The 25117-nt window shown below is 49.6% G+C and carries 20 protein-coding genes; 11 read left to right on the forward strand and 9 right to left on the reverse strand.

Annotated features, from left to right (window positions below; all coding sequences use genetic code 11):
- Window positions 1–13: 13 nt before the first annotated feature.
- On the reverse strand, window positions 14–3103 hold the full coding sequence (locus TH61_RS12185; RefSeq protein ID WP_066509657.1) for a PAS domain S-box protein: 3090 nt from the start codon (window positions 3101–3103) through the stop codon (window positions 14–16).
- Window positions 3104–3139: 36 nt separating this feature from the next.
- The gene (locus TH61_RS12190; protein ID WP_066509660.1) at window positions 3140–6106 is read right to left on the reverse strand and encodes a CheR family methyltransferase; all 2967 of its coding nucleotides are present in this window, start codon (window positions 6104–6106) and stop codon (window positions 3140–3142) included.
- 288 nt (window positions 6107–6394) lie between these two features.
- On the opposite strand from TH61_RS12190, the gene TH61_RS12195 reads away from it, so the two are divergent.
- The 3 genes from TH61_RS12195 to TH61_RS12205 all read left to right on the forward strand — a co-directional run bounded on the left by TH61_RS12195 (window position 6395) and on the right by TH61_RS12205 (window position 8791).
- Window positions 6395–7432 carry a chemotaxis protein CheB gene (locus tag TH61_RS12195; RefSeq protein WP_066509666.1) on the forward strand — a complete coding sequence of 346 codons (1038 nt, stop codon included), beginning with the start codon at window positions 6395–6397 and terminating at the stop codon, window positions 7430–7432.
- Between the two features lie 365 nt (window positions 7433–7797).
- On the forward strand, window positions 7798–8088 hold the full coding sequence (locus TH61_RS12200) for a hypothetical protein (protein WP_066509668.1): 291 nt from the start codon (window positions 7798–7800) through the stop codon (window positions 8086–8088).
- Between the two features lie 343 nt (window positions 8089–8431).
- A complete protein-coding gene (locus TH61_RS12205; protein WP_066509670.1) occupies window positions 8432–8791 on the forward strand; it encodes an STAS domain-containing protein in 360 nt (119 codons plus the stop codon).
- A 143-nt stretch (window positions 8792–8934) separates the two neighbouring features.
- On the opposite strand, the gene TH61_RS12210 is transcribed toward TH61_RS12205, so the two are convergent.
- On the reverse strand, window positions 8935–9417 hold the full coding sequence (locus TH61_RS12210) for a phospholipase D-like domain-containing protein (RefSeq protein WP_066509680.1): 483 nt from the start codon (window positions 9415–9417) through the stop codon (window positions 8935–8937).
- Between the two features lie 293 nt (window positions 9418–9710).
- Here TH61_RS12210 and TH61_RS12215 point away from each other — a divergent pair, with 293 nt between their 5' ends.
- The 3 genes from TH61_RS12215 (at window position 9711) to TH61_RS12225 (ending at window position 12533) form a co-directional block, all read left to right on the forward strand.
- Entirely contained in the window at window positions 9711–10391 is a 681-nt protein-coding gene (locus TH61_RS12215) for a hypothetical protein (RefSeq protein WP_066509682.1), read from the forward strand.
- A 162-nt stretch (window positions 10392–10553) separates the two neighbouring features.
- Entirely contained in the window at window positions 10554–11063 is a 510-nt protein-coding gene (locus TH61_RS12220; RefSeq protein ID WP_066509683.1) for a DinB family protein, read from the forward strand.
- A gap of 402 nt (window positions 11064–11465) precedes the next feature.
- Window positions 11466–12533, forward strand: a complete 1068-nt coding sequence (locus TH61_RS12225) for an acyl-CoA desaturase (RefSeq protein WP_066509684.1) — start codon at window positions 11466–11468, stop codon at window positions 12531–12533.
- Window positions 12534–12705: 172 nt separating this feature from the next.
- Here the strand turns inward: TH61_RS12225 and TH61_RS12230 are convergent, their stop codons facing one another.
- From TH61_RS12230 to TH61_RS12240, 3 genes are all read right to left on the reverse strand, one after another.
- A complete protein-coding gene (locus TH61_RS12230) occupies window positions 12706–14856 on the reverse strand; it encodes a S9 family peptidase (RefSeq protein WP_066509687.1) in 2151 nt (716 codons plus the stop codon).
- A 237-nt stretch (window positions 14857–15093) separates the two neighbouring features.
- Window positions 15094–15336: a hypothetical protein gene (locus tag TH61_RS12235; RefSeq protein ID WP_066509689.1), complete on the reverse strand. Its 243-nt coding sequence runs from the start codon at window positions 15334–15336 to the stop codon at window positions 15094–15096.
- Window positions 15337–15461: 125 nt separating this feature from the next.
- Window positions 15462–15716: a hypothetical protein gene (locus TH61_RS12240; RefSeq protein WP_066509691.1), complete on the reverse strand. Its 255-nt coding sequence runs from the start codon at window positions 15714–15716 to the stop codon at window positions 15462–15464.
- A 162-nt stretch (window positions 15717–15878) separates the two neighbouring features.
- On the opposite strand from TH61_RS12240, the gene TH61_RS12245 reads away from it, so the two are divergent.
- Both TH61_RS12245 and TH61_RS12250 read left to right on the forward strand, forming a co-directional pair.
- The gene (locus TH61_RS12245) at window positions 15879–17486 is read left to right on the forward strand and encodes a M20/M25/M40 family metallo-hydrolase (protein WP_231862215.1); all 1608 of its coding nucleotides are present in this window, start codon (window positions 15879–15881) and stop codon (window positions 17484–17486) included.
- Window positions 17487–17849: 363 nt separating this feature from the next.
- On the forward strand, window positions 17850–19205 hold the full coding sequence (locus TH61_RS12250; protein ID WP_082780372.1) for a sensor histidine kinase KdpD: 1356 nt from the start codon (window positions 17850–17852) through the stop codon (window positions 19203–19205).
- 103 nt (window positions 19206–19308) lie between these two features.
- Here the strand turns inward: TH61_RS12250 and TH61_RS12255 are convergent, their stop codons facing one another.
- The gene (locus tag TH61_RS12255) at window positions 19309–20967 is read right to left on the reverse strand and encodes a M1 family metallopeptidase (RefSeq protein WP_066509701.1); all 1659 of its coding nucleotides are present in this window, start codon (window positions 20965–20967) and stop codon (window positions 19309–19311) included.
- A gap of 291 nt (window positions 20968–21258) precedes the next feature.
- Between TH61_RS12255 and TH61_RS12260 the strand changes: the two genes are divergently transcribed.
- The 3 genes from TH61_RS12260 (at window position 21259) to TH61_RS12270 (ending at window position 23359) form a co-directional block, all read left to right on the forward strand.
- Window positions 21259–22302, forward strand: a complete 1044-nt coding sequence (locus TH61_RS12260; RefSeq protein WP_066509703.1) for an aldo/keto reductase — start codon at window positions 21259–21261, stop codon at window positions 22300–22302.
- 118 nt (window positions 22303–22420) lie between these two features.
- Entirely contained in the window at window positions 22421–22762 is a 342-nt protein-coding gene (gene arsC, locus TH61_RS12265; RefSeq protein ID WP_066509706.1) for an arsenate reductase (glutaredoxin), read from the forward strand.
- Between the two features lie 255 nt (window positions 22763–23017).
- Window positions 23018–23359, forward strand: coding sequence for a hypothetical protein (locus tag TH61_RS12270; RefSeq protein WP_066509707.1), 342 nt, complete (start codon window positions 23018–23020; stop codon window positions 23357–23359).
- A gap of 214 nt (window positions 23360–23573) precedes the next feature.
- Here the strand turns inward: TH61_RS12270 and TH61_RS12275 are convergent, their stop codons facing one another.
- Both TH61_RS12275 and TH61_RS12280 read right to left on the reverse strand, forming a co-directional pair.
- Window positions 23574–23765: a CsbD family protein gene (locus TH61_RS12275; RefSeq protein ID WP_066509709.1), complete on the reverse strand. Its 192-nt coding sequence runs from the start codon at window positions 23763–23765 to the stop codon at window positions 23574–23576.
- 191 nt (window positions 23766–23956) lie between these two features.
- Complete coding sequence (locus tag TH61_RS12280) at window positions 23957–24988, reverse strand: hypothetical protein (RefSeq protein ID WP_066509712.1); 1032 nt, start codon at window positions 24986–24988, stop codon at window positions 23957–23959.
- Between the last annotated feature and the right edge of the window lie 129 nt (window positions 24989–25117).

Consider the following 25117-nt stretch of genomic DNA (forward strand, 5'->3'; position numbering starts at 1 on the left):
TGGCGGGCTAACCTTATTTGGTGGGTATCTCAATCGTAATAATAGTACCTTCCTTCTCTGACGAGGTCACAGTCAGTTCTCCTTGCAACAGCTTTAATCTGTCTTGTAGCGTCTTAAGTCCCATGCCCTTTGAGGCAGGCTTGTCCATTTCTTGGGTGCATATCCCTTTGCCGTTATCTTCTACCCGCACCCGTACTGCGGTTCCTTTGTCAACTACTTGCACCAAGGCCTCTGTGGCGTGGGCGTGTTTCATGACGTTGTTGAGCAGCTCCTGCACAAACCGGAAGATGTGGGTCTCCAGCGCATAATCCTTGGGTTGGCTGAATCCCGTTACCACGCATTGAATGGAAAGGCTCTTGGACGTAAGACGGGTAGCCAGGTCCTTAAGAGCTGACTTAAGCCCGAAGTCCTGCAACACCCTGGGAATGAGTTCATGCGCCAAGGTACGGGTCTCTTTGATGGCCTCCTCTAAAAAACCAGACACCTTGGCAACGGGCTCTATCAAATTCACGTCAATGGTGCTTTTGGTCTGCAATTCTTCTAAATGAAGTTTGGCCGCATAGAGAAGCTGGGCCAGGCTGTTGTGCAGGGCCTCGGCTATGCGTTTGCGCTCTTCGTTTTGCGTGGTGAGTACGGCCTCCATCACCGCCTTTTGCTGCGAAAGCTCATACTGTGTTTCTGCCTTCTGTTTGGCTTTCTGGACCGTCACATCCCAGACAATTCCTAAAACCCCTATCACTTCTTTATTAGCGCCAAAAAGTGGTGCAAAGTTCACCTCAAAAGACCTGTTGGTTGGCAAGAAGGGCAAGTGTTTAATGGTTACCTGCGCGCCTTGTAAAACCCTCTGCAGGTTCTGCAGAAGCGTGCCAGGCTTTGACTTGGGCAAGAAGGATTGGATTGGTTTGCCCAACACTTGTTCCCTGGGGAGGGAGGTAATCTGTTCCATGGCCTTGTTCCAGGCCGTTACACGCAGGGACTTGTCAAAAGCGATAATACCGTTGATGTGGGTTTCCAGCAGGTTCTCAGAGAATTCCTTTTCTAGAATTAGCTTTTCCTGGGCTTCATGCAGGTCTGTAATGTCAATCCCAAAGGCAATGCCTACCTGGTTCTGTTTTTCTAGAAAGCCGTAGTTCTTGAAATAGGAGTTTTTGCCCTGATACGGAAAAGCGGCTGTAAAGCTTTTGACTTCTCCTGAGAGTATTCCGGAGAAGTTCTCTTTTAAGAATGGGAAGACGTCATAGATTAATTTGCCTTTGAGCTCATTGTCTTGCATCCCCACGGCTTTCAACCCGTTTCCTCTAATCTCCAGGTACCGGCCCTCCTGGTCCACCACCGCCAACACCAATGGTAAGTTTTTCAGCAATTGGTCCAGGAGCATGTTGCGGTATTGGGCTTCTGCCTCGGCGGCTTTTTGTTCAGTGATGTCTAAACAGAACCCAATGCCGCCTTTAGTGTCTTTGTCATGCACAAAGTAATTCTGCTTGTACCGTTTCTTGCCGTTTACCTCAGACTCGGCAATGAAAAAGTCAGAATGCCCTTTTAAAACCTGCTGAATGTTAGGCACAATGCTGGGATTCACTTCTGAGATAAGCCTGCCTTCCAGCTCGTGGTCTTTGTAGCCCAAAGAAGCCAAACCAGAACCCACTGATTCTATGATGCGGCCTTCTGGGTCTAAGCGCCAGATAATCACTGGCAAGTTCTCCAGAATGGCACGTATGGTTTTGTGCAGGCGCTGCAACTCCTGTTCTGCCCGCATCTTCTCTGTGATGTCCTGCGCCGTGCCCACCAGTTGCACCGGCACACCAGAGGCTCCACGCTTAAAGACCGTCTCCCTGAACTGGATGTTGCGCCAATTGGCTTTCTTGTCTTTAATGCGCACCACGTACTCCAGTACCCGTCCTTCCTCTACCTGGGCAAAACGCTTGGCGCGGTTCAGCAGCAGATGTTCATCCTCTGGGTGGTAAAGGGTGTCTAACAAGTCACGTGGGTGGCCCTGGATGTCTTTTTCTGAATACCCTAAGAAGGATAGAAAGTTGCGGTTGTTGTAGACATTGCGGCCCGCCTGTAAATCCTCAATATAAAGGAAGTCAGGTATGGCTTCGGCCATCTTTTTGACCAGCAATTGGCTTTCTTGCAGCTTGTCATTGGCAATGCGCTGCTGCGTCACGTCTTCTGAGGTGAGCACCAATCCGTCTTCCAGTTTGGTGGCCACGCAGTTAAGCCAGTGGGCTTGGTTGTTGACGGTGAGCTGGGCGGTGAACGTAGCCGGTTTGTTGTCCTCCAAGACCTGTTCCAGGGTAGTGAAATAACCCTTCTCCTTCATCTCAGGCAACAAGTCAGACAGGCGGTGTTTGCGCAGCTGCCCTAAGGTATGGTCCAGGAAAATCTCTGCGGTTCTGTTCAATAGCACCCATTCAAAGTCAATGAGCTTGCCTTTATGGTCCCGCACGGCTTTCAATACTTGGATGGCATTCAAAGAGTTATTGACAATGGCAGAAAGCAACGCCTCTTTGTTGAAGAGCTCTATATGGGCCGTCTTGCGCTCCGTCACATCTACAAAAGCAATGCGGCACTGGTCGGTGTCATTCTGCCGGCGCAACAACAGTCCTTCTAGCTGGGCATAGAAAATGGCGCCCGTGCTGGACACCACCTGCAGTTCTACCGTCTCTGGACCATTGGAGAGCAGAACCTTCCTGAAGAACCCGTAGTAGGCATCCAAGTAGTCTGGGTGCACAAACTGACTGAACCTACGGGCAAGCAAGTTCTGCTGGGTAGTGGCCAAAAGGTCCATTCCCTTGGCATTGGCCTCTTCAATGATGCCGTGCTCATCTAGGGTCACATACCCAAAAGGGGAGTAATGGTATAAGTCCTGGTATTTGGCCGTGACGGCTTCCAGCTCCTGGGTGGTCATTTGCAGCTGGTGGTTTTGCATCTCCAATTCCACCTGGTGGGTTTGTAACTCCTGAATGAGGCGTTTAATCTCATGCGGCGTCATCTTCTGCACATCCTCCTCGCTCACGGGCTTTTGTAATTTCTCGGCTTCTTTTCTAAGCAGGGAGAAATCATGGGCCAGACCAATAGAGACTTTCTTTTCTTCACTCATAGCGCACATTCAAAAGCGTATAGATGGCCTTCTGCGTTAATTCTCAAATACCTCCATGGCCAACAGAATCTTAAACGGCTTGTTTTCCGTCTGCTCTACCCGGCGGGTGTTTAAAATAATCCTACGGTAGCCTAACACCGGAAATTCATGTTCCAGCACCTCATTCTTAATGTCTATGCGTTCTTCTAACACCCGCTCCATTAAAAGGCGCAGGCCCGGGATATCCCATTGCCCGTTGCCCAAATGGTACAGCCACTGGCCCTTCAACTGCTCTGGAATTAACTGAAACGTCTGCGCGAAGGCGTTGCTGGCACATTCTACCCGCAGTTGGCCGTCTAAGACCACCAAGGGCTGCTGGATAATGTCAATAATGTTGGCGGCATACAGGCTGGTGGCGGCTACGCTGGCCTCCAGGTTCTTGAAGTTGGTGATGTTGGTGAAAGTGACCACCGCCCCGTCAATGAAGTTGTCTGCCGTGCGGTACGGCAAAATGCGCATAGAGTACCACTGCTGCTCATCTATTGTTTGCAGGTGCACCTCTTTGCTGCGCAGGCGTTCCAACACCTCCTGCACGTCTTCTGGGATGCGCTGGTACTTAAGGTTAGAGGCTATGTGCGTAATGGAGCGGCCCACATCTGCCCTAATCAAGTTAAAGATCTGGGTGGCCTGCGGCGTAAAGTTTTTGATGTTGAGCTTGTTGTCCAGGAAGATGGTGGCCACCTCTGTGCTGTCCAACAGGTTCTTCATGTCATTGTTAGAGTTGGTGAGCTCTTCTGTCTTGGTTTGGTATTGTAGGTTGATGGTCATGAGCTCCTCATTGAGAGACTGCATCTCTTCCTTGTTGGTCATGGACTCCTCATTGGTGCTTTGCAGTTCCTCGTTGGCGCTTTGCAGTTCCTCGTTGGTAGACTTCAACTCTTCAAGGGAGGAATTCATCTCTTCAATGGTAGACTGCAGGCGCTGTTTGGTATAGAGCAGCTCTTTTTCCAATTCTTTGATGCGGTCATCCTTGGCCGAGGACTCTTCTGCATTGTCTTTCTTACCTTTTCTGCTTCTGCGGGGGGGCATGTCTTCAAAGACCACCATCAGCATGCCTTTTAAAGGGTCTGGCTCCTTCAGCGGCGATACGGTAAGCTTGATGTTTTTGGTGTTTTGGTCGGTTTTTACCTGAATGTTCTCTGCCGTAACAGGTTCATTGAGCACCAAAGCCCTGCTCACCAGGTTATCCAGTTCAAAATTGAGGCCTTCGCGGGCCATGTCAAACAGGTTGAAGGTGGCCTGCCCCTGCGCCGGCTCCAGGTAGTTGCCCGTTCTACCGTGCACATAGAAAATATCACCTTTCATGTTGATAATCACAGAAGGAGGAGCAAAGTGCTGAAGCAGCACGCTTTGCACCACGGCACTCAGGTTGTTTTCTTTTTTCACGGTAATGGCCGGCTCAGGGTTTGTTTTCACGGAGTCAAAGGAAGGGGTAAAGGCAAACGGGAACTCTACCAGCCTGGACAGGGGGATGGTGGTTTCATTGCGGCGAGATATTTTCCATTTACTGTCTAAGGTGGTGAACATATCTGGGAACCCAGACAAGGTCTCTGAAGACCCTAGAAACAGCAGCCCGTTGGGGTTCAGGGAATAATGAAACACCGGGAACAGTTTCTTCTGCAGGTCTGCTGACAGGTAAATGAGCAAGTTGCGGCAGGTGAGCAGGTCCAGTTTGGTGAAAGGTGCATCACGGTTGACGTTGTGCACGGCAAACACCACCATTTCCCGTAGTTCTTTCTTGACGTGGTACTGGCTATCTACCTTGTTGAAATATCGTTTTAGGCGCTCAGGCGAAACATCGGCGGTGATGTTATCCAGGTAAACGGCGGCTCGGGCGCGGTCAATGGCCTCTGGGTCAATGTCCGTGGCAAAGACCTGTATCTTTAGACGCAGGCCTAGCTTTTCAACAACCTCTTGCAGCAGGATGGCAATAGAATAGGCCTCCTCGCCGGTTGAGCAGCCTGCCACCCATACGCGCACATAATCACCGTCCTGTTTGGTTTTGAGCAGTTCTGGCAGGTACTTCTCCTGCAGCAGGGCAAAGGCCTCTCCATCCCTAAAGAACTTGGTCACGCCAATCAACAACTCCTTGAATAGCAGCTCTACCTCCTGAGGATTCTCTTGCAGAAAATGTACGTACTCTGAGAACTGCACAATCTGATGGCTGTTCATGCGCCGCTCTATGCGCCTAAAGATGGTGTTGCGTTTGTACAAGGAGAAGTCATGCCCCGTTTTATTTTTGATAAGGGAGAAAATCTTCTGGAGCATTTGGGTGGACTTGTGCGCCTCTGCCATTTGGTCGCCTTTTAGGGGCGGCATCTTGGCGTAGGCCAGCAGCTTATCCGGCATTTCCTCAACGGGTAGAACGTGGTCTACAAACTCGGTCTTGATGGCGTTTTTGGGCATGGCGTCAAACCGGGCTGTTTCTGGGGTCTGTACCATCACCATCCCAAAGTTTTCCATGATCATTTTCACGCCCAGCGTCCCGTCTGCGCCCATCCCTGATAAGATGATGCCAATGGCGTGCTCGCGCCGGTTCATGGCCAGGCTTTGGAAAAAGTAGTCAATGGGCATGCGTTGGCCGTTGGGCTGCTCTGGGGCGTGCAGCCTGAAAAAGCCCTTCTCCAGTGAGGTTTCTTTGTTGGACGGTACCACGTACACATGCTCTGGTTGCACCGGCAAATGATCAGTCACTTCTTGCACGGGCAAGGAGGTGTAGCGCTGAATAATGTCTGTCATCATGCCTTTCTGGGTAGGATCCAGGTGGGGAACCACTACGTAGGCCATGCCAGTACCCATGGGCAGGTGCTGAAAGAACGTCTCAAACCCTTCCAGGGACCCGGCGGAGCCACCAATCCCCACCACTTGAAAGTCTTGGCTGCGCTTGTCTTGCTTAAGACCTAGAGGAGCGTGAGGAGTAGGGGTAACTGGGGCTGTAGAAGGCTCAGTTTCTGTTCTTTCCATATAGAATGTACGTATTGATGAGGGGCGGGTAGAAGGGTTAGGCTACTGTTCCCTGTAGGCCATCAGGTTCCAAGTCTGGAAGTACCAAGGCGCTTTCTTCTTACAAGGTACAAAAATATGGAGGTTTGCCGGCCTAAAACCGCGGTGAGGTGCAAGAAACCGCATTTATACTGATGTATTCCCTTTGGTTTCCCTGCCAGACCATGATCTGCATTGATCTTCAGAGGGTACGAATGTCCAGTCTGGGCTTAACCTGCGTATTATCAAAACGGACCAACATCTCCTTGCATGAAACTTCCCCACCATGAAATCATTGTGATTGGTACCTCAGCCGGGGGCATGGCCGTCCTCTGCGATCTGTTAAGCCAATTGCCCAAAGACTTGCCCGCCGCCATCTTCATTGTGCAGCACCTGGCCCGCGACTCCAACGCCGAAGTACTGGTAGACCGCTTAAATAAAATAACCCCACTTACATGTCAGGTGGCCCAGCATGAGCAAGCCATAGAAATGGGGCATGTCTATTTTGTACCACAAGACAACCACCTGCTGTTGCAGAAAGGCAAGATGCTGGTCACCAAAGGCCCACGGGAGAATTTGTTCAGGCCCGCCATTGATCCCTTGTTCAGGAGCGCAGCTGCGGCGTACGGCCCCAGGGTAATCGGCATTGTCTTAACGGGCATGTTGCAGGACGGCACGGTGGGCATGGAGATGATCAAGCGGAGCGGCGGCATAACCATGGTGCAGAAGCCGGAGGACGCCGAGTACCCAGACATGCCCTTAAGCGTCTTGCATGAGGTAGAGGTAGACTATGTGGTGAGCATTTCAGAGATGGGAGCGCTGTTAGAGGAACTGGTGTTTGTGCCGGCCTCGTCTTCTAATGAAATTCCCGAGGACATCACCTTTGAGGCCACCATTGCCGAACGGGTCATGCTTGACTCTGGTGAGATAGGGCAGATTGACCTATTGGGCACCCGGGCGCCATATTCTTGCCCAGACTGCGGGGGTGCGCTCTGGGAGGTAAGCCAAGGCCACATTAAACACTTTAGGTGCCACGCCGGTCATTCCTTTACGGCCGAAGCGCTCTTAAACGCCAACATAGACTCCATAGAAGAAACGCTTTGGATTGCCTTGCGCATGTTAGAGGAGCGACGCACCATGCTTAGTGCCATGGCAGAGCAAGACCGAAAGAAAGGGCATAACGCTTGGTCAGTATCACAGCAGGAGCGGGCAGATGAGCTTAAGGTCCACATTGCCCGCATTAGGCGGCTGCTGCTCTCCAATGCCAACTCCAAGAACCGCCAACAAGACGAAGAAGAACGAGCCTGATTGTTTTTAACCTACTTTCTGGAAAACAACCCAAAAACGACTCAAGCCTGAAACGGACAGATGGTGCATGCAGCTACAAATTGCGGGCAATTTTACTTACTCAAACATGATGGTTTCTGAGTGCCAGATTTTTACAAGAGAAGGGACATAACAACCAGTTTCCTCCTGAAATGTTTAAAAGTGGGGGCTCTAGTTTCTGAATTTTATTTAGATGATTGGCTTGTAAAAATATGGCAAAGCGCCTCTGGAGGCTATGAATAGCGTTTTTCTAATTTAGATTATCCGTATAAATACAGTATTTTTAGTAACCTCCGGGTAGGCATTTCGTTCAACTCTAGGCATGTAAAAGCTGCCTTTACCCCCATATGAGAGAAGAAGATATCGTGCTGAAAGCCATTCATAGACTGGTGAAGGGAGATCCTTCGCCGGTTCATTTACCCCTTTCCCCAGACACCATCAGTGTGATGTCTGGCATGTCCTTGGAGCGGGTGATTTCATGTTGTAAAGTGTTGGAGTGTCATGGGTACCTCACCAGCTGCAACCTGTCCAACTTTACCAGTTACTACATTACCAAAGCCGGAATTTCAGAGCTAAAGAACGGCTCCCTAAAATTGAGCACATACCACTTGCTGCCCGCTTCTTACAAGAGAGCGTAAGCATACCCATATCCCATACCAAAATAAAACTATGACCCAGAGCCCCTCCTGCACAAGGAAGGGTTTTCTGTTTTTAGCCTGTTTTCCAGAAATCAGGCTAAAAACGACTGAGGCATTTGGGGCATCAATCTGTAAAGTAACCCAAGCCTTGCATGCAAAAGGGTAATCTCTGCTGATAGCTATATCTGGGTAAGTGTCTTAAAATCAGTGTTTATACAATGCGTTTGCCGTGTTTTATCAAGGGCTGATCAAGGGCCAATCGCGTATAATTGGGTATACCTCTATAATTGATTGCTTCCAAAGCTGAAGGAGTGTGCAAATGTGAAGTTGAGCGCGACTGGCCATGCAAAAGATTATAACCGAAAATATAGGAGACAAAGTGATTGTCCTTTTGCAAGGCGATGTGGACACTTGTGACAAGAGGTTAAGCCGACGCTTACTGAGCGTCAGGCAAAAGCACAAGGAGGGCCATGTCTGGGTAGACTGTGATACTGTGGAGTGCATCAGGCAGTTGGGGATGTGCCATTTCATCAACCAACTCCTGGTCCTCCGAAACCAGCAACTGCACGTAGTGCTGGTAAACCCAAACCAGCTTATGCAACATGCCCTCAAAGCATGTCGCTTAGATGCTTATTTCAGCTACAGGGCCAATCTGGAGCAAGCCTATGAAGGCGTCTACTCCCAAGAAATTTCTCCTAGATAGATTTCTAAAGCTTTCAAGAAACTCACCCCAGTTTATCTTAATTCCAACCAGAAAAGTCCTGAATTCCGCAATCATTTAACCTCTTGGTTTTCTTGAAAGCAGGCTATCCGCCTCTAGGTAATCTTCTGGCAAGTTTTAGGACTTTACTGGAAAGGCACCATCTCAGCCCAAAGCGTATCAAACTCATACAAGTAGGGTTTTACCAGCAGCGGGTCTGAGGAAATTAACAGGTTTTCATGGTTGTAGAGCGCGGCGCTTCTAGTCCAGTTGTAGCTGCCCGTGAGCACGTGTGTTTGGTCAATCACCGCAAACTTATGGTGCATGTGGTTGGCAGTGTTGTCTACGCGTATGGTCAGGCCCGCCAGCCCCAGTTCCTTAATATCTGATCCCTTGTCAAACAGCTTCTCGTTGTCGGTGAGCAGTTCAATGGCCACGCCTTTCTGGAACGCTTGCAATATGGCCCTGGTAATGCGGTCATCTGAGATGGTGAACACGCAAATCTTGAGCGACGACTTGGCGGCTAGAATGCAGGAAATGATGGCGTTGAGGCATTCTTCGCCGGGGCTAAAGTAAACGCCGGTTTTAATTTTGGCCGCAGAAGGAGAGAGGAAGGACGAAAGGGACATGGCGCTAAGAGTTAAGTGACACTGGCTGAAGATAACGGTTCTGCCCAGGACTAGGTTGGTGGCCCGCTTCCGTTTTCGGCCTGATTCCCAGAAAACAGCCTAAAAATGGCATTGGTTTTCTGGCTTTGCCGCTAGCCTTGCACTCAATAAATAGAAGCGTGGACCGTTGAAATAGTATTACCGAAGAAAAAAGTTTGAAAAACCGGAGAAGTGGCCATTAGGGCTTTTACCCTTCAAAGGAAATCAGTAGCTTTATTTTCACAGGTTGTATTTTTTGACTTTAACTAGTACGTATGAAAGCCCTCGCCCTTTCAATCCTTTTTAGTGCTACCATCCTAACCGCAGGCATGGCGCAGACCCAAACCAGAACCGCAACGCCGGTCAGAAACCGCGCCGCCTATACGTTACAGCAACAATTCAACTCCTTAAAATTCAGGTCATCTTCCTACACAGAGAAGGGCCAAGGGTACCGGGTAGTGCGCGAAAGCGGCTTAGACGCCCTCTTAAGAAGTGTCCAGGATACCTTGCAGGCACGGCAGCAAAGCATTAAGAACGCAGGCAAGGAAACGGCCGTGGCCTTGGCCAAAACCCAACAAGAACTAGCCGACCAGAAAGCCCAGGTACTGGCCTTGCAGCAGGAGAACGCCAAAAAAGACCAACAGCTGCAGCAGGGCGCGCATGACGTGGCCAGCCTCACCGTGTTGGGCATGGACATGGACAAGCAAGTGTATGTGTGGCTCAGTTTGGGAATCATCCTAGGCTTGGGCGTTTTAGCGGCGGCCCTTTCTGTCATGTACAAAAACAGCAACGCCGAGGCACAGGAGAAAATACATGCCTTTGAAGAGGTAAACGAAGAGTTCAAGAACTACAAGCAAGCCGCCCGTGACAAAGAGATCAAGCTGAAGCGTGAGCAGCAGTCAGAAGCCAACAAGGTAGAAGAATTGAAGCAGCAGCTGGCGCAGTTGAGAAACTAACACGCATTGCCCGTGATTTTTTCTTAAGCAAACATACAGGCCGGTTAGGCTAAAACATTCAATGGGTGGTGAGCTTTTCTACTACAAGAAGGCCCGCCACCCATTATTTTTTCCGGCTTCATTTTTACCTTACTTGTGCAACCAGTCCAACCATCCTTACCTATGGAATTGAATCAAATACTATTACAGGAGTTCAAGCAAGAGGCCAAAAGCACTAGAAGAATGCTGGAGCGCATTCCCTCAGACAAATTTGAGTGGCAGCCGCATTCCAAAAGCACGCCCTTGGGCACCTTGGCCGCGCACGTAGCAGAAATCCCAGAGATGTTCATTGCGGGCTCATTGGGCTCAGAAGAGAAGGACTTTGTCAAAGAGAAATACAAACCGTTCAAGCCAACTACCACTGAAGAGCTGCTCGCCTACCATGACCAGGTGGTGGCCAACGTCACTGAAGTTCTCACCAACGCAACTTATGCAGACCTGGGTAAAAACTGGACGCTTCGGCACGGGGAACATGTGATTTTTTCTATGCCCAAGACAGCGGTGATTAGAAACGTAGCCCTAAACCACCTCATCCACCACCGCGGGCAATTGTCTGTTTATTTAAGGTTGCTGGACATTCCGGTGCCGGGCATGTACGGCCCAACCGCTGATGATGCCTTCAAAGGTGCATAGCCAAGTCTTTGTTATTATTCAAGTCCGTTTTTGACCTGATTTCCTAGAAACAGGCCAAAAACGGAATTTTGGTATAAGCTTACTTTTCAGTCCTATTATATCACCATTGGATATTTGATTTACCCTAACTAAGCAAGCTGCCAAAAATATATAATTGATTTATAGAACCACATACCCTAACAAGTCCGTATTTACAACATGACTTCTAAAAGGCGTTTTTGGGCTGTTTTACAGGAATTTAGCTAAAAACGGATTACTGGGAAAATTTAAACCAAATGGTTTCCTAGACCAGTTGAATTAATACTAACGTAGAAAGCGTTACCTTTAAAGTCAGTTATAGATATAAATTTGTGCCGAAGGCGTTTATTCATCTGTAGCCTTCTCATCATCTAATTACTATTTATGGCTACGCCAAGATTTTTGCAACCCACTGGCTTTCACGCAGAGCTGAAAAACCGGATCAATCAGTACTTCACCGATCGTGGTACATCTCCCACCGGTAACTATAAGCTTTACACCAAAGCGATCATCCTCATCTCCAGCTTAATCTTATTGTATGTGCACTTAGTGTTCTTCACCCCAACCGTGTGGGTGGCGCTATTAGAATGCGTTTTGCTGGGCGGCGTAACCGCGGCCATTGGCTTTAACGTGATGCATGACGGTGGTCACGGGAGTTTCAGTAAGAAGAAGTGGCTGAATGAGCTTGCCGGACTTTCTTTGAACGTGATGGGGGCCAACATCTTTATGTGGACCACCAAGCACAACGTCATTCACCACACCTACACCAATATTGACGGCGTAGACGATGACCTGGACGCACGTCCGTTCTTGCGTTTATGTGAGAACCAGAAGCACCTGGGCATTCACAAATACCAGCATTTTTATTTCTGGGGAGCGTATGCCATGTTGTACATCTACTGGATTTTCTTCACGGACTACGTAAAGTATTTCACTCAGAAAGTGGGCGATATTCCATTAAAGAAAATGAAGCGCGCTGACCACATCTCGTTCTGGGCGTTTAAAGTGCAGCACTTTTTGATGTTTGTGGTAGTGCCCATTTACATGGTGGGCTTCTTGCCTTGGTTGGTAGGTTTCTTGGTGTATGGCATGTTCACGGGCTTGGTGTTGAGCATTGTGTTCCAGTTGGCACATACCGTAGAAGACGCCCATTTCCCGGTGGCCACTGTTGAAACCAACAAAATTGAAGACGAGTGGGCCATTCACCAATTGCGTACCACGGCCAATTTTGCGACTAAGAACAAAGTGGTTTCTTGGTTGACGGGCGGTTTGAACTTCCAGATTGAGCACCACTTATTCCCTAAAATCTCACACGTGCATTATCCTGAGATCAGCAAAATCATAAAACAGACTTGCGCTGAGTATAAGATTCCGTATATTGAGTACGAAAAAACAAGAACGGCCATTGCTTCTCACATTTCACACTTGAGATATCTGGCTAAGGCTGCATAAGCTCCCATACCTGACACTAACTACAAAACAGCAAGGCCTGAATCTACCAGATTCAGGCCTTGCTGTTTTTGGCCCGTTTTCTGGGAAAGAGACCAAAAATGACAAGGCCGTTCCCATTAGGAACGGCCTTGTCAACTCTATTTATTAATCACTAGTCATTATTCACTTTTCATTACTTCATGTACCGCTCAAAGAACTCATAGGTGCGGAGCATTTGGTCGATGCGCTGGCGGTTGTTGCCCGTGCGCGTGATCTCATGCGTGGCCCCTGGGTGCCGCACATATTCTACCGGACGGTTCAGGATTTTGAGGGCCTTGTAGAGCATTTCGCTTTGAATGACGCCGGTGCGCAGGTCATTCTCACCATGGAAGATGATGAGCGGGGTAGTGATATTCTGCACGTAGGTGAACGGCGACTCGCTCTGGATGATGGCTTTGTGCTGGGCCTCCCAAGGGTAGCCGCCAAAGTAGTTGGGCACTAAGCGCCAGGCGTTCCCTTCCCCGAAGAACGTGGTCAAGTCATACACGCCCCGCTGCGAGCAGGCCGCCTTGAAGCGTTTGTCATGAGCCAGAATCCAGGAAACCAGATAGCCGCCGTAAGAGCCACCAGTGATGGCTAGTTTGGAGGTGTCTGCCCAGCCTTCTGCTACGGTTTTGTCCAGCGCGGTCAAGACGTCACTGGCCGGACCTGCACCCCAGTCCTTGATGTTGGCGCGCATGAATTCCTCGCCGTAGCCGCCAGAGCCGCGTGGGTTGGCATACACCACCCCATAGCCCTTCGCCGCGAAGTACTGGTACTCATGCCACATGCTGCTTTCGCCGGGTCCCCACATGGCCGTTGGTCCACCGTGAATCTCTAATAATAATGGGTATTTCTGACCGGCCACGTAGTTGGTAGGTTTCATGACCCAATACTCTACGGTCTGGCCTTTGCTGTTGGTGAAGGTGTGCTTTTCGGGCTGGCTTAATTTTTTGGCAGTTACCCAGTCATAATTAAAAGAAGTGAGACGCTTGACGTTCCTAACCTCGGCGTTGGCGGCATACAATTCATTAGGGTTGGCTACTTCAGTCTTGGCAAAGACTAATTGTCCTTTCTTGACGTCAAAGCTGTTTACGCCGCTGTTGAAGTCGGTGAGTTGGGTCACTTTTTTACTTTTGACATCGGCGCGGTTTAAGACAAAACCACCGTTAGACGGAGACAGGAAATAGAGAGTACGGTCTTTCTCATCCCAAACCAGATTGCTTTTGGTTCGGTCATAGGCAATGGTGGTAATGTCGTTTGGCGTGCCGCTAACGGGCATGACCATTAAAATAGGATGCGCCACCTGCATGGCCTGGCTGTATTGGAAGGCCAGCATTTTACCGGACGCAGACACGGACAAGCCATTGTAAGAGTAGCCAGGCTTAGAAACCAGGGATTTAAGTCCACTACCATCAGCATTAATGAGATAGATGGAATTCTCCAGGGCCCTATTTGGATTTTCTTCTACTTTGGAATCGCCTTCAAACACCACCTGTTGCCCGTTGTTGACAAAATATGGATTGGAGCTGGACGCAAAGCCGGGCGTCAGGTCCTTGGGCGTGGCCCCCGGCTTGGCATCCATGATGAACACATGGGAAAGGTTGATGGTAGAAGAAGTAGTGGACTCTTCCTGAAAAGACAATTGGTTAATTACCTTGGCCTTGTTGTCTTTCTCGTTCTGGTCCAGATAGTTTCTGATCTCAGCTAAGGATCCATCTGGGTTGGCTTTGGAAGTATTGGGCCGCAGGTGCTCATTCTGGAAGAAGCCCGGCTTCTCATAAGACCATTTGGGTACATCACGCGTGGGGTTTAAAAGCGAATCTGCCAGTAACTCCCGCAGCGCAAAGCCCGACGTGAACAAGATCTGCTGTCCGTTGGGACTCCAGCGCGGTTGGCTGGCGCCGTACTTGAACTTGGTTAACTGCACGGGCTCACCACCGGCAAACGAAAGCAAGAAAATCTGGGCCTTGCCATCTGCCACGCGCACAAAAGCCAGTTGCTTGCCATCTGGGCTCCAGGTGGGTTGGGTGGCGTTGTTGGTGCCGTAGGTGAGCTGCCGGGCGGGCGCGCTGCCATTGGTAGGTTGCAGGTACAGCTGGGTCACGTACTTGAACTCGTTTTTCTGGGTGGCGTCCGGCTCAATGCTGGTTACCGTAAAGGCTACCTGTTTGCCATCTGGTGACAAGGCCACAGAACCCATTTGCTTGATCTTGAGCATGTCTGTGATCTGGACCAAGTTGCTGGCCTGTTGCTGGGCAAAGCCAAAGGAAAGGCTTACCCACCAGAAAAGCAGGAAAGCCATACATTTTTTGTTCATGTTAGGTTGGTGTGTGGAGGTTTGGGTACATCTGGCTTTCTACAAGCCTTCCCTTAAATCTAGAAAAATACCTCCAAACCCCGCGTGCCGCTCAGAAATTACTTTGCATTGTAGTATTCGTTTTTGCCCTAGATTCTGGTAAATAGGTTAAAAACAGAAAGCCCCTTAAGATGAAAGGGGCTTTCTGTTTAAGAATGCTATAGTTATACGGAAAAGTTATTTCTACCTAGCCTTTTCAATCTGCTGCACCAGCTCCTCATCTGACAAACTCTCCAGCCAGTCTTTGGCTACTTCTAGGCGTACGGTTTGAGCCTGACCGCTGGGAGTGCAAATGACGGTGACGTTGCCGGCGTCTGTTTCACTCAGCTCGGTGGCTTTTTCGGCGGCGGCGCCTTCTAAGCTGGCGTAAGCCTGTACACACGTCCAGGTAAGATTGTCTTTATCGGTTACTTCGCGTTGGTCCATGTTCTAAGGAGTTAGGGATTAAATTTAGAAAATGGGTTTAACGGGAATTCACTTGAAAGGGTGGAGACGTGAACCGTTTTTGGCCTGTTTTATAGGAATGAGGCCATAATCAGCAGATGAGCTTATTAGTTAAGGAAGTCCTGCACGTCTAGGTTGCCTAAATACGGTTCCACCACATGGAGCGCGTTGGCAGGTTCCAGAAAAGTGCCTACCACTTGCAAATCACCGCGGCCCCACACTTCTACAAACCGGTTGTCAATGTAGTAGAGTTTGATGGTCCAGTCCTTATGGTATCTAATCGCCAGAAAGGCCCCTTTTTGGGCCAGTTCCTGCGCCTGCATCCAGGGCGGTAGCTTTCTGAAGATGGAATATTCTAGCATGTGCGTCTTTGGTATTGGGGGTACCCATTAAAAGTAAAAGTAAGGCAAATAAGTTTCGGGCAGGAGGGTAAGTGAGGCTACTTTCAAAAAGGAAAGCAGGCAAACGCCTGTAAACAAGAATTATCTGTTGCCTGACCGCATTCCTTTCCTAAATTAGCAAGTATGAAAACTATGAAAACTGTGTCTACCCGCCACTTGCCTAAGGCGTTCCTGGTGGCTCTTCTGCTGTCTGCCCAAGTGGGCCAGGCCCAGAACCAAAACAACACCCAAACGCAGCTCCCTAAAAACCCGGTGGTGGAAGCCATTGTCAAAGAAGCCACGGAGAACTCCCAACTAGAGCGTTTGGCCTATGAGTTACTGGATGGAATTGGCCCGCGCTTGGTGGGCTCCCCGCAGATGAAACAAGCCAATGACTGGGCCGTGGCCAAGTACCAGGGCTGGGGAATCATGGCCCGCAATGAAAGGTGGGGCGATTGGCGCGGCTGGGAAAGAGGCACCTCCCAAATAGAAATGGTGGCTCCTAGAATTAAAAGCTTAGAAGGAACGCAGCTGGCCTGGAGCCCTGCCACCAAAGGCAAAGGCGTCACCGCCGAGTTGATTACCCTGCCAGCCGAAATCACAGATTCCTTGGCCTTCTTAAAATGGCTTCCGTCTGTGAAAGGCAAATTGGTCATGATCTCTATGTACCAGCCTACGGGTCGTCCAGACTACAACTGGCAGGAGTTCGCCTTGAAAGAATCTTTTGAGAAAATGAAAGCGCAACGCACTGCCCAAACCGAGGCTTGGCGTAACAAGCTCACCAAAACGGGGTATACCAGCCGCACCTTACCAGTGGTTTTAGAAAAAGCGGGGGCTGCAGGCATTGTCATGTCTAACTGGTCGGCGGGTTTTGGCGTGAACAAGATCTTCAATGCCTTCACCAAGAAAATCCCGACGGTAGACCTGGCCCTAGAAGACTATGGCATGCTGTACCGCATGGTAGAAGCAGGTGACAAACCCAAGATCAACATCAAAACCAATTCCAAAGAGTTGGGCGTGGTGCCGGCGTTCAATACCATTGCAGAAATCAAAGGCTCAGAGAAGCCCAATGAATACGTGATTCTTTCGGCGCACTTTGACTCTTGGGACGGCGGTTCTGGTGCCACAGACAACGGTACTGGCACTATTGTCATGATGGAGGCCATGCGCATTTTAAAGAAAATCTACCCCAACCCTAAGCGCACCATTTTGGTGGGCCACTGGGGAAGCGAGGAGCAGGGCTTGAACGGTTCCCGCGCGTTTGTAGAGGATCATCCAGAGATTGTTAAGAACATCCAGGCAGTCTTCAACCAGGATAATGGAACGGGCCGCGTGGTGAACATCTCGGGGCAGGGATTCTTGCATTCCTATGATTACATAGGCCGTTGGCTAACGGCTGTGCCGGCGTCTATCCGTCAGCCCATAGAAACCAACTTCCCGGGTACGCCAGGTGGCGGCGGGTCTGATCATGCCTCTTTTGTAGCAGCGGGCGCTCCGGCGTTTTCATTGAGTTCTTTGAACTGGTCGTATGGTACCTACACCTGGCACACCAACCGTGACACCTATGACAAGATTGTGTTTGATGATGTGCGCAGCAACGCTATTCTAACGGCCATCTTAGCATACATGGCCAGCGAAGACCCAACCAAGACATCAAGAGAAAAGATTGTCTTGCCGGTAAACCCAAGATCGGGTCAGCCAGGTACTTGGCCAGTTCAGTCTAAACCTACCCGTAAAGGAGGCTTGGACTAACCTAGTGAAGCTAGTTTCACAAGATTTATAATCAATGATTGTTAAAAAGGCGCCTCTAGTATTGCAACATACTGCAACCCTAGAGGCGCCTTTTTTGCTACAGCTTCCTAAAAAATGCCTGTTTGGTATTCTGCTTATAATTTTGTGTTCAATATTGATAAAGTTAAAAACTGTATAGGCTCAAAGCGATTTTTGTAAGAGATGAAATCAAAAAAATAGTATAAGAAATAACTGAAGGAGAGCGCTAATAAGTGAGAAAAAGATTTATTACTCACTCCATTGAATGTAGCTACATTCTTTTAATAGTGCAATAAAAATAAAATTATAGGTTGTACCTTTGTTCCGGTTTTGAGCCAGACAAGAATGATAGGAAGAGGGAGTGGGGCGCAGGCCTGGATACAACGTAAATGGATGCACTTAGTGGGCTCAAGCGATGAGTTTTCTATGGAGCAGCGGGTTTACAACACCTTTTCGCTTATTACCATTCTAGGAATTGGGTACAACATTCCGTTTAACATCCTTTCAAGGTTGTACGGTCCCTTCTTTGTGACCTTGTTCCTGTTGGCTCTGGTGACGTATGCGTTCTACCTTTCTAGGTTTAAAGGCAAGTACCAGCGCAGTTTTTTGATCCTGTCTATCTCCATTCACGCAGGACTGGGCATCAATTACTTCTTTAACGACGGTATTACCGGGCCCACGCTGGTTTTACTGTCCTTGTTTTTCTTCCCTATTCTGGTGGTGGCTACCAACAGCCGTTACTGGATCTGGACGTCTGTCAACGTAGGGCTTATCATCTTGCTGGCACTGACAGAGTACCTGTACCCCGAAGTCATCTTGGGCAAGTACCTCTCCCGTGAGACCCGTTTCATTGACATGGTCACCACCTACCTGATCGTGATCCTGCTCATACGGGTGTGCACCGTTTTCTTGCTCAACCATTACAACAATGCCCGTCTGGCTACCGAAGAGGCGAACAAGGCCTTGCAAAAGCTAAACCAAGAGAAGACCAAGCTGCTGTCCATTATCTCGCATGACTTGCACGCCCCCTTGGCCAACATTCAGGGCTACCTGCAGTTCCTGACCAAAGCAGAAATGCCGGCAGAACAGCAGATGCAGATTAAAACCCAGTTGCTGCAAAACACCCAAACCACCTTAGATATGCTCACCAACGTGCTGGCTTGGTCTAAAAGCCACATGGAAGGCGGTAAGAAAACGATGCTATCTATCAACGTGGACCAGTCATTATCCTCTACGTTGGAGCTGTTTAAAGACATTGCCCGCCGCAAGGACATAAAGCTGGAGTACCGCCTGGATAAAGACTTACATATTGTGGGCGAAGTAGAATTTCTGCAATTGGTGGTGAGAAACCTGGTAAACAACGCGATTAAGTTCACAAATTCTGGAGGGGTCATTGCCGTTAGCGCCGTCAAAGACGGTGATTTCTTACTGTTACAGGTCAAGGACAGCGGCAATGGGAAACCAGCCCTCTTGTCACCAGATATTTTCTTGCTGAACAGCGGCACCACCTACGGTACCAAGCAAGAAAAAGGCGTTGGCCTGGGACTGGTGCTCTGCCGCGAGTTTGTGGAAGCCCAAAACGGCCGCATCTGGTTTGAAAGCCATCCTACGTCTGGCGCTAGTTTCTTTGTAGAAGTGCCTTTAGTACCAGAAGCAGATGTGAGCGTTCCAGTAGAGCCCTTAATAGAAGCCGCTGTTTAAGAACTGTTTTTGGCTTGTTTTCTGGAAACTAGGCTAAAAACGAAGAAGGCTTGCTGGATTTTCTCTAGCAAGCCTTCTTCGTTTTATCTGGCCCTTTAACCGCCTATTCTACCCGCTTACTGGTTACATAAAAATTGGGGTCTACCGTTATTTCAGCGGCTTTATGGGAGACCGTGGTTTTCTTCCAAGTAGTGGCTACGGGCTTGATCCATTTGGTTTTGCCACTCACTACCACCTTAACCGGCATGTTGAAGGTGTCCAGGCAATTGGTCCAACGGTATTCTAAGGTGTTGCCATTGAGTTTGTACTCCAGCACCGGAATGCGGGTGTCACGCAGGTATTGGTCAAAAAAGCCAGTGAGGTTCTGCCCGCTCTTCTGAGAAATGTACTGCTCAACTTGCGCGCCGGTCACTACCTGGTGGTAGAAGTCTTGGTTGAGGCCGCGCAGGATCAGGCGCCATTTCATGTCATTGCCCACCAGCTGCCGCACCATGTGCAGCATGTTGGCACCTTTAGAGTACATGTCCCCAGAGCCGGCGTAGTTGACGTCATACTTCCCTACAATGGGGCGGTTGTTTTGAATGCCTTTGCGCGTGCCAATCACATACGCGCTGCTGGCTTCTTTGCCGTAATAATAGTCCACAAACAGGTTCTCTGAGTAGGCCGTGAACGCCTCATGTACCCACATGTCCGCAACGTCTTTGTAGGTGATGTTGTTAGCAAACCATTCATGCCCGCTCTCATGGATGATGATGAAGTCAAACTTAAGGCCCCAGCCGGTGCCGCTCAAGTCTCGGCCCAAATAACCGTTCTGGAATTTGTTGCCATACGTCACCGAGCTTTGGTGCTCCATGCCCAGGTATGGTACCTCTACCAACTTATAGCTGTCTTCATAGAAAGGATAAGGCCCAAACCAGTGCTCAAAGGCCTTTAGCATACGCGGCACGTCCTTGAACTGGGCTTTGGCTTTCTCCAGGTTTTCAGGTAAGACATAGTAGATACAATCCAGCGGTCCTTTCTCGCCTTGGTAGACTTCTGAGAACGACACATAGTTGCCCACGTTGAAGTTGACACCGTAGTTGTTGATGGGATTAGTAACCGCCCAATGAAACGTTCTGGTGCTGTCTGCGTGCTCCTCCACCTTTCGTAACCTTCCGTTAGAAACGTCTACCAGCGGCAGGGGTACGTTCACGCGTATCATCATGCTGTCGGGCTCGTCGTACATGTGGTCCTTGTTGGGCCAGAAGAGGCTGGCGCCGTCCCCTTGCACCGAGGTGGCGATGAACGGATTTCCTAGTGCGTCCTGTTTCCAGGTGACGCCGCCGCTCCAGGGTGGGTTCACGCTCACCTGCGGCTTGCCACTGAAGTACACGTCAATGGAATGCATAGCCCCTGCCGTCTGTGGCTGTTGCAGTTGAATATACCAGGCGTTGCTGTCTTGCCGTACCACCAGGTTCTGCCCGTTCTGCGTCACGCGCTCAATGCGCATGGGGGCCTGTAGGTCAATCTGTAGCGTCTGGTGCGGTTGCAAGACTTTGTAGCTGACCTTGTTCATGCCCTGCAGCGTACTGTCCTTCGGGTTTACTTTTAGGGACAGGTCATAGTGCGTCAAGTCCCACCAGGCGCGCTCTGGCGTAATGGAGCCGCGCAAAGTGTCTTGCCGCGTAAAGGTAGGCGTAGTTTGGGCCTGGGCCGAAGTGGCTAGTAACGAGAGCAGGCAAGCACCCATCACCCAGGTATTTTTGATCAAAAAGGTTTTCATAGCGCAGTAGTCATCAAGGCTGTAGTTACTAAGGTACGTGGCAATTTCAAATTTATACACCTGTAAGCAAAGTTGGAGGCTAGTGAAAAGAGTAAAGGAAGTATGCTCTCATTGGGAAAGTAGTCTATGCTATTTCGTTTTTGGTCTGTTTTCTAGGAATCAGGCCAAAAATGCAAGTTTATATCAGTGGTTTTGTAGGTCATTTGGCCTTGAGTATAAGGAGGCGGTTGGGTTATCCTTAGGGCGGCAACTCTCGTTCAATAAACCAACTATGTATCAAGAGCCTTTCCTATGAACTACAACCTTTTCAGTGATACGGGTGTGCTGGTCTCAGAGCTGTGCCTGGGCGCCATGACCTTCGGCGGTGGAGAAAACGCCGGCATCTGGGCCCAGATTGGCCAATTACAGCAACAGGAAGTCAACCGACTGCTCACTACTTCCATAGACGCGGGCATCAATTTTATAGACACCGCCAATGTGTACTCCTTCGGGCAGAGCGAAACGTTGTTGGGCGCCGGGCTCAAGCAACTGGGCCTTAAGCGGGATGAACTGTTCATTGCCACCAAAGTACGCGGCAAGATGGGCGAAGGCGTGAACCAGCAGGGCTTGTCTAGGTACCACATTTTCCAGAGCGTAGAAGACAGCCTCAAGCGCCTGCAACTAGACCACATAGACTTGCTGTACGTGCACGGCGTTGACCCTGCCACCTCTGTAGAGCAGATTGTACACACCCTGCATGACGTGGTCATGACGGGCAAGGTGCGCTACGTGGGCGTCTGCAACTGGCCCGCCTGGATGGTCATGAAAGCCGTGGGTATTGCCCAGCAGCGGGGCTGGCACGGCTTCAAAGCCATGCAGTACTTTTATACGCCCGCCAACCGCGACTCAGAACGAGACCTGCTGCCGCTGGCCCTGGACCAGAATCTGGCGTTCATGCCTTGGAGTCCGTTGGCTGGTGGTTTCCTGTCCGGTAAGTTCACCAGAGACCAAACCAACACCGGCGGTGGAAGCCGAAGAGATACCTTTGACTTTCCTGTCATTGACAAAGAAAAGGCCTATGACATTATTGATGTGCTGCAGAAGATAGGGGAGAGCTACAGTGTATCTGCCGCCGAGGTTACTCTGGCCTGGGTGCGCCAGCAGCGCGGCGTGACCAGCACCATCATTGGGGCTAAAAAAGCCGAGCAGCTTACCTCCAACATTCACTCCACCACCCTGGAACTGACGGTAGATGAACTTGCCCAAATCAACCAGGCCAGCCAGCACGACCCTGGCTACCCCAACTGGATGGTAGAGCGCCAAAGCACCGGCCGCTTCCCAGAGCCCAAAAAATAGCCAGATTCTTGTAAAGATAGGTCCTCTCGTTTTTGGTCTGTTTTCCAGGAATCAGGCCGAAAACGAGAATCTGGGCGCATTCCTTATCTTTGAACTCCACCATCAAACCTACACCCATATGGTTACCATCTACCACAACAACAGATGCAGTAAAAGCCGTGAGACGCTGGACCTACTTGAAAATGCAGGCCAGGAAGTTGAAGTAGTGTCCTACCTTACTAACCCGCCCACAGTCCAAGAACTGAAAAACGTACTAGCCAAGTTGCAAATGGCTCCCGAAGACATCATTAGAAAAGGAGAAGCGCTATACAAAGAGCAATACGCCGGGAAGCACCTCACGCAGGATGAGTGGATTCAAGTGCTGGTAGAAAATCCTGTTTTGATTGAGCGCCCCATAGTCGTCAACGGTGATAAAGCGGTGATTGGCCGTCCGCCCCAAAACGTGTTGACTATCCTTTAGCTTCCTTCCAACAATTGCAGACAACGTTTAATCAATAGTAGATAAACAGAGCTTAGTTAGAGTACAAGTAAGCGAGGATTGGTAGGCTAGCAGCGTAACCGCCTGTTTTCTTGTATTGAGCGGAGAAAGGCATATGATTGAACGTAGATTTAGCGGGGTTCGCCTGAAAAATGGGGGCATTCACCTAATAAATAACAGGCAAATACTATATAGCACCATCTTTACAGCAGTTACTATAAACAATTACACTGCTCCATGAAAAGCCTAGTCCTTGCCTTAGTTGTTACCTTGTCTGTTGCTTCCTCTTCTTTGGCGGGCACGTCTGCCTCAGTTAATTCTGCCGGCGCGTTGGCACGCGAGTTGGCAAATACGTTGCAGTTGAATGAGATGCAGTACTTAAAGATCAAAGGCTTTGAGACCAAGAAGCTAGAGGCTATTAAGGAAGCAGAAACTACCATGACGGGAGAGGCCTTGGCAAAACATTTGATTTTGATTGAGACTTCCTTCTCGGCGTCTGTTGTAGAGGTATTGACGCCCAGCCAGCAGAAAGCCTATCTGGGTATGAAGTCTTTGATGGCCACCAACCAAGTAAAATAAGGGTATATAACCCAAACCCATAAAAAAAGGAAAGGCTCTCTTGGTAAAGAGAGCCTTTCCTTTTTTTGAATAAACAATTGCAAAAGGTATGACGCTTTTGCCGGCCGCAATCCCAAGTCTAGAAAGTTGGCTCAGTATGAGAGCGCAACAGACCCAGGAGAAATCCCCGCTCTACCGGACAGGCCAAGCATTGGGATTTGCCAGAGGAATTGTCTTACAGAGAGTCAATCCAAGATTTCACTTCGTGTTTTCCTTTGCCTATCTTCTGCTGTAGTTTCCCGATCCATTCGTCTTCCTGACCTTCGTCATAAGTTAGATCGTCATCAGACAAGTCCCCGTACGCTTGCTTCATTTTGCCCTTGATTTCGTTCCAGTTACCGCGGGCTCTATATTCATGTTCGTGCATGGCGCTTCTATTTATAAGGTTACATATAGATATGTAGTAATATACGCAAGCGCGGCACTATATGTTGGGCTACAGACCAAGAACTACGCCTTAGTTTTTACTGTATTTGTAAGCTGCATAGCCTTGCCCAAACCCCGGTTTAAAGGGACAGGTATTGAACGGTAGATGGCCCAAAATTGAAAAGGGTTATCTTACTGGAAGTTACGCATTTGTTTCAAGAATTCCCGCAACTGCATGGGTTCTTGTAACACTCGCAGTTCCAGGTCCAACTGGCTCAGTTCATCTTTCAATTCTTTCTTCACCTTCCTGAATTTCAAGTCCATCTGCCGCTCTGTGCCGGCAAACCGCTGGAAGAAATTGGCCTGCGGTCCCGTCTGGAAGTGCTGCAGTTCCCGCTCCAGTTCCTGAATCTGGTCTGTGAGCAGTTTCAGGTAATAGGTGAGCTGGTCTTCGGGCACTTGGTCCAGATGTTCTTCCTCTAAATGCAGGAATTCCATCTGCAGCCTGAGCAGTTCAAAGAAGTCGTCTTGGTTGTAGGCAATGGTGACGCGCTTCATGGCCTCTTCTTTCCAGAGCCTAATGTCGGGGTCCAGTTCCCGGTCGGGGTGGAGGAGTTTGACCAGGGTGGTGTAGATTTTGCGACTGGCCTTGGTAAGCGAACTCAGTTCCATCTTTAGCTCAGAGGCTTTTTCTTTCTGCTTCTTGGCTTTCTGGCGCGCCTTCTGCTGGGCTTCGCGGTGCTGTTGTTGCTGGGCCTCCCAGGCCTCATAGTCTTCCTGGTCTTCGGGTGCTTCTTCTGGGGCCTCAGGATCTATCTCTTCGTCCTTTTCCTTCTCGGCCTCGTGGGGCACATACTGCGCATACAGGTCTTTCAGGTCATCGGCACCATAGGTATCTATCAGGTCATAGGCCAGTTTCTGAATCAGGAAGGCTATTTTCTCTTTCTCCTGCTTCTGGAAGAATTCCAAATGATAGGCGCGGTCCAGCAAGTGCACAAAGGCCCGGCGTTTCTCCACTAACTGCGTGATGAGCGGCTGTACTTCTTTCTGCACCCGCACTTTGGCCTGCGACAAAGCCGCCCGCTGTTGCGCCAACTGCTCTTTTAAAAAGTTGATTCTGGCTACGTACTGGTTGAATGCCTGTTGCTGAGGCGTACCGCCACTGGTGCGCAAACCCGTTACCGTAGGGAAGTGTTCTGGGGCAGAGGCTTTGCGTTTGGCCATGGAAGGAGGGAGGTTTGATGAAGTTTGGTTTACTATGTAGCAAAGGTACTGGATTGTGGTTTGGTTTGCAGAGTTCGTTTTTAGGCTGTTTTCTAGAAAAGGGGCTAAAAATGGAAGCGCCTTGCTCAA

It is taken from the genome of Rufibacter sp. DG15C (assembly GCF_001577755.1).
GTDB lineage: Bacteria > Bacteroidota > Bacteroidia > Cytophagales > Hymenobacteraceae > Nibribacter.

What these genes read in the sequence shown, in the direction of transcription:
- TH61_RS12185 (WP_066509657.1), bottom strand. Translation starts at nt 3,103, where the DNA reads ATGAGTGAAGAAAAGAAAGTCTCTATTGGTCTGGCCCATGATTTCTCC.
- TH61_RS12190 (WP_066509660.1), bottom strand. Translation starts at nt 6,106, where the DNA reads ATGGAAAGAACAGAAACTGAGCCTTCTACAGCCCCAGTTACCCCTACT.
- TH61_RS12270 (WP_066509707.1), top strand. Translation starts at nt 23,018, where the DNA reads ATGAAAAGCCTAGTCCTTGCCTTAGTTGTTACCTTGTCTGTTGCTTCC.
- TH61_RS12250 (WP_082780372.1), top strand. Translation starts at nt 17,850, where the DNA reads ATGATAGGAAGAGGGAGTGGGGCGCAGGCCTGGATACAACGTAAATGG.
- TH61_RS12225 (WP_066509684.1), top strand. Translation starts at nt 11,466, where the DNA reads ATGGCTACGCCAAGATTTTTGCAACCCACTGGCTTTCACGCAGAGCTG.
- TH61_RS12235 (WP_066509689.1), bottom strand. Translation starts at nt 15,336, where the DNA reads ATGGACCAACGCGAAGTAACCGATAAAGACAATCTTACCTGGACGTGT.
- TH61_RS12275 (WP_066509709.1), bottom strand. Translation starts at nt 23,765, where the DNA reads ATGCACGAACATGAATATAGAGCCCGCGGTAACTGGAACGAAATCAAG.
- TH61_RS12240 (WP_066509691.1), bottom strand. Translation starts at nt 15,716, where the DNA reads ATGCTAGAATATTCCATCTTCAGAAAGCTACCGCCCTGGATGCAGGCG.
- TH61_RS12200 (WP_066509668.1), top strand. Translation starts at nt 7,798, where the DNA reads ATGAGAGAAGAAGATATCGTGCTGAAAGCCATTCATAGACTGGTGAAG.
- TH61_RS12195 (WP_066509666.1), top strand. Translation starts at nt 6,395, where the DNA reads ATGAAACTTCCCCACCATGAAATCATTGTGATTGGTACCTCAGCCGGG.
- TH61_RS12280 (WP_066509712.1), bottom strand. Translation starts at nt 24,988, where the DNA reads ATGGCCAAACGCAAAGCCTCTGCCCCAGAACACTTCCCTACGGTAACG.
- TH61_RS12255 (WP_066509701.1), bottom strand. Translation starts at nt 20,967, where the DNA reads ATGAAAACCTTTTTGATCAAAAATACCTGGGTGATGGGTGCTTGCCTG.
- TH61_RS12215 (WP_066509682.1), top strand. Translation starts at nt 9,711, where the DNA reads ATGAAAGCCCTCGCCCTTTCAATCCTTTTTAGTGCTACCATCCTAACC.
- TH61_RS12205 (WP_066509670.1), top strand. Translation starts at nt 8,432, where the DNA reads ATGCAAAAGATTATAACCGAAAATATAGGAGACAAAGTGATTGTCCTT.
- TH61_RS12210 (WP_066509680.1), bottom strand. Translation starts at nt 9,417, where the DNA reads ATGTCCCTTTCGTCCTTCCTCTCTCCTTCTGCGGCCAAAATTAAAACC.
- TH61_RS12220 (WP_066509683.1), top strand. Translation starts at nt 10,554, where the DNA reads ATGGAATTGAATCAAATACTATTACAGGAGTTCAAGCAAGAGGCCAAA.
- TH61_RS12260 (WP_066509703.1), top strand. Translation starts at nt 21,259, where the DNA reads ATGAACTACAACCTTTTCAGTGATACGGGTGTGCTGGTCTCAGAGCTG.
- TH61_RS12230 (WP_066509687.1), bottom strand. Translation starts at nt 14,856, where the DNA reads ATGGCTTTCCTGCTTTTCTGGTGGGTAAGCCTTTCCTTTGGCTTTGCC.
- TH61_RS12245 (WP_231862215.1), top strand. Translation starts at nt 15,879, where the DNA reads ATGAAAACTATGAAAACTGTGTCTACCCGCCACTTGCCTAAGGCGTTC.
- arsC (WP_066509706.1), top strand. Translation starts at nt 22,421, where the DNA reads ATGGTTACCATCTACCACAACAACAGATGCAGTAAAAGCCGTGAGACG.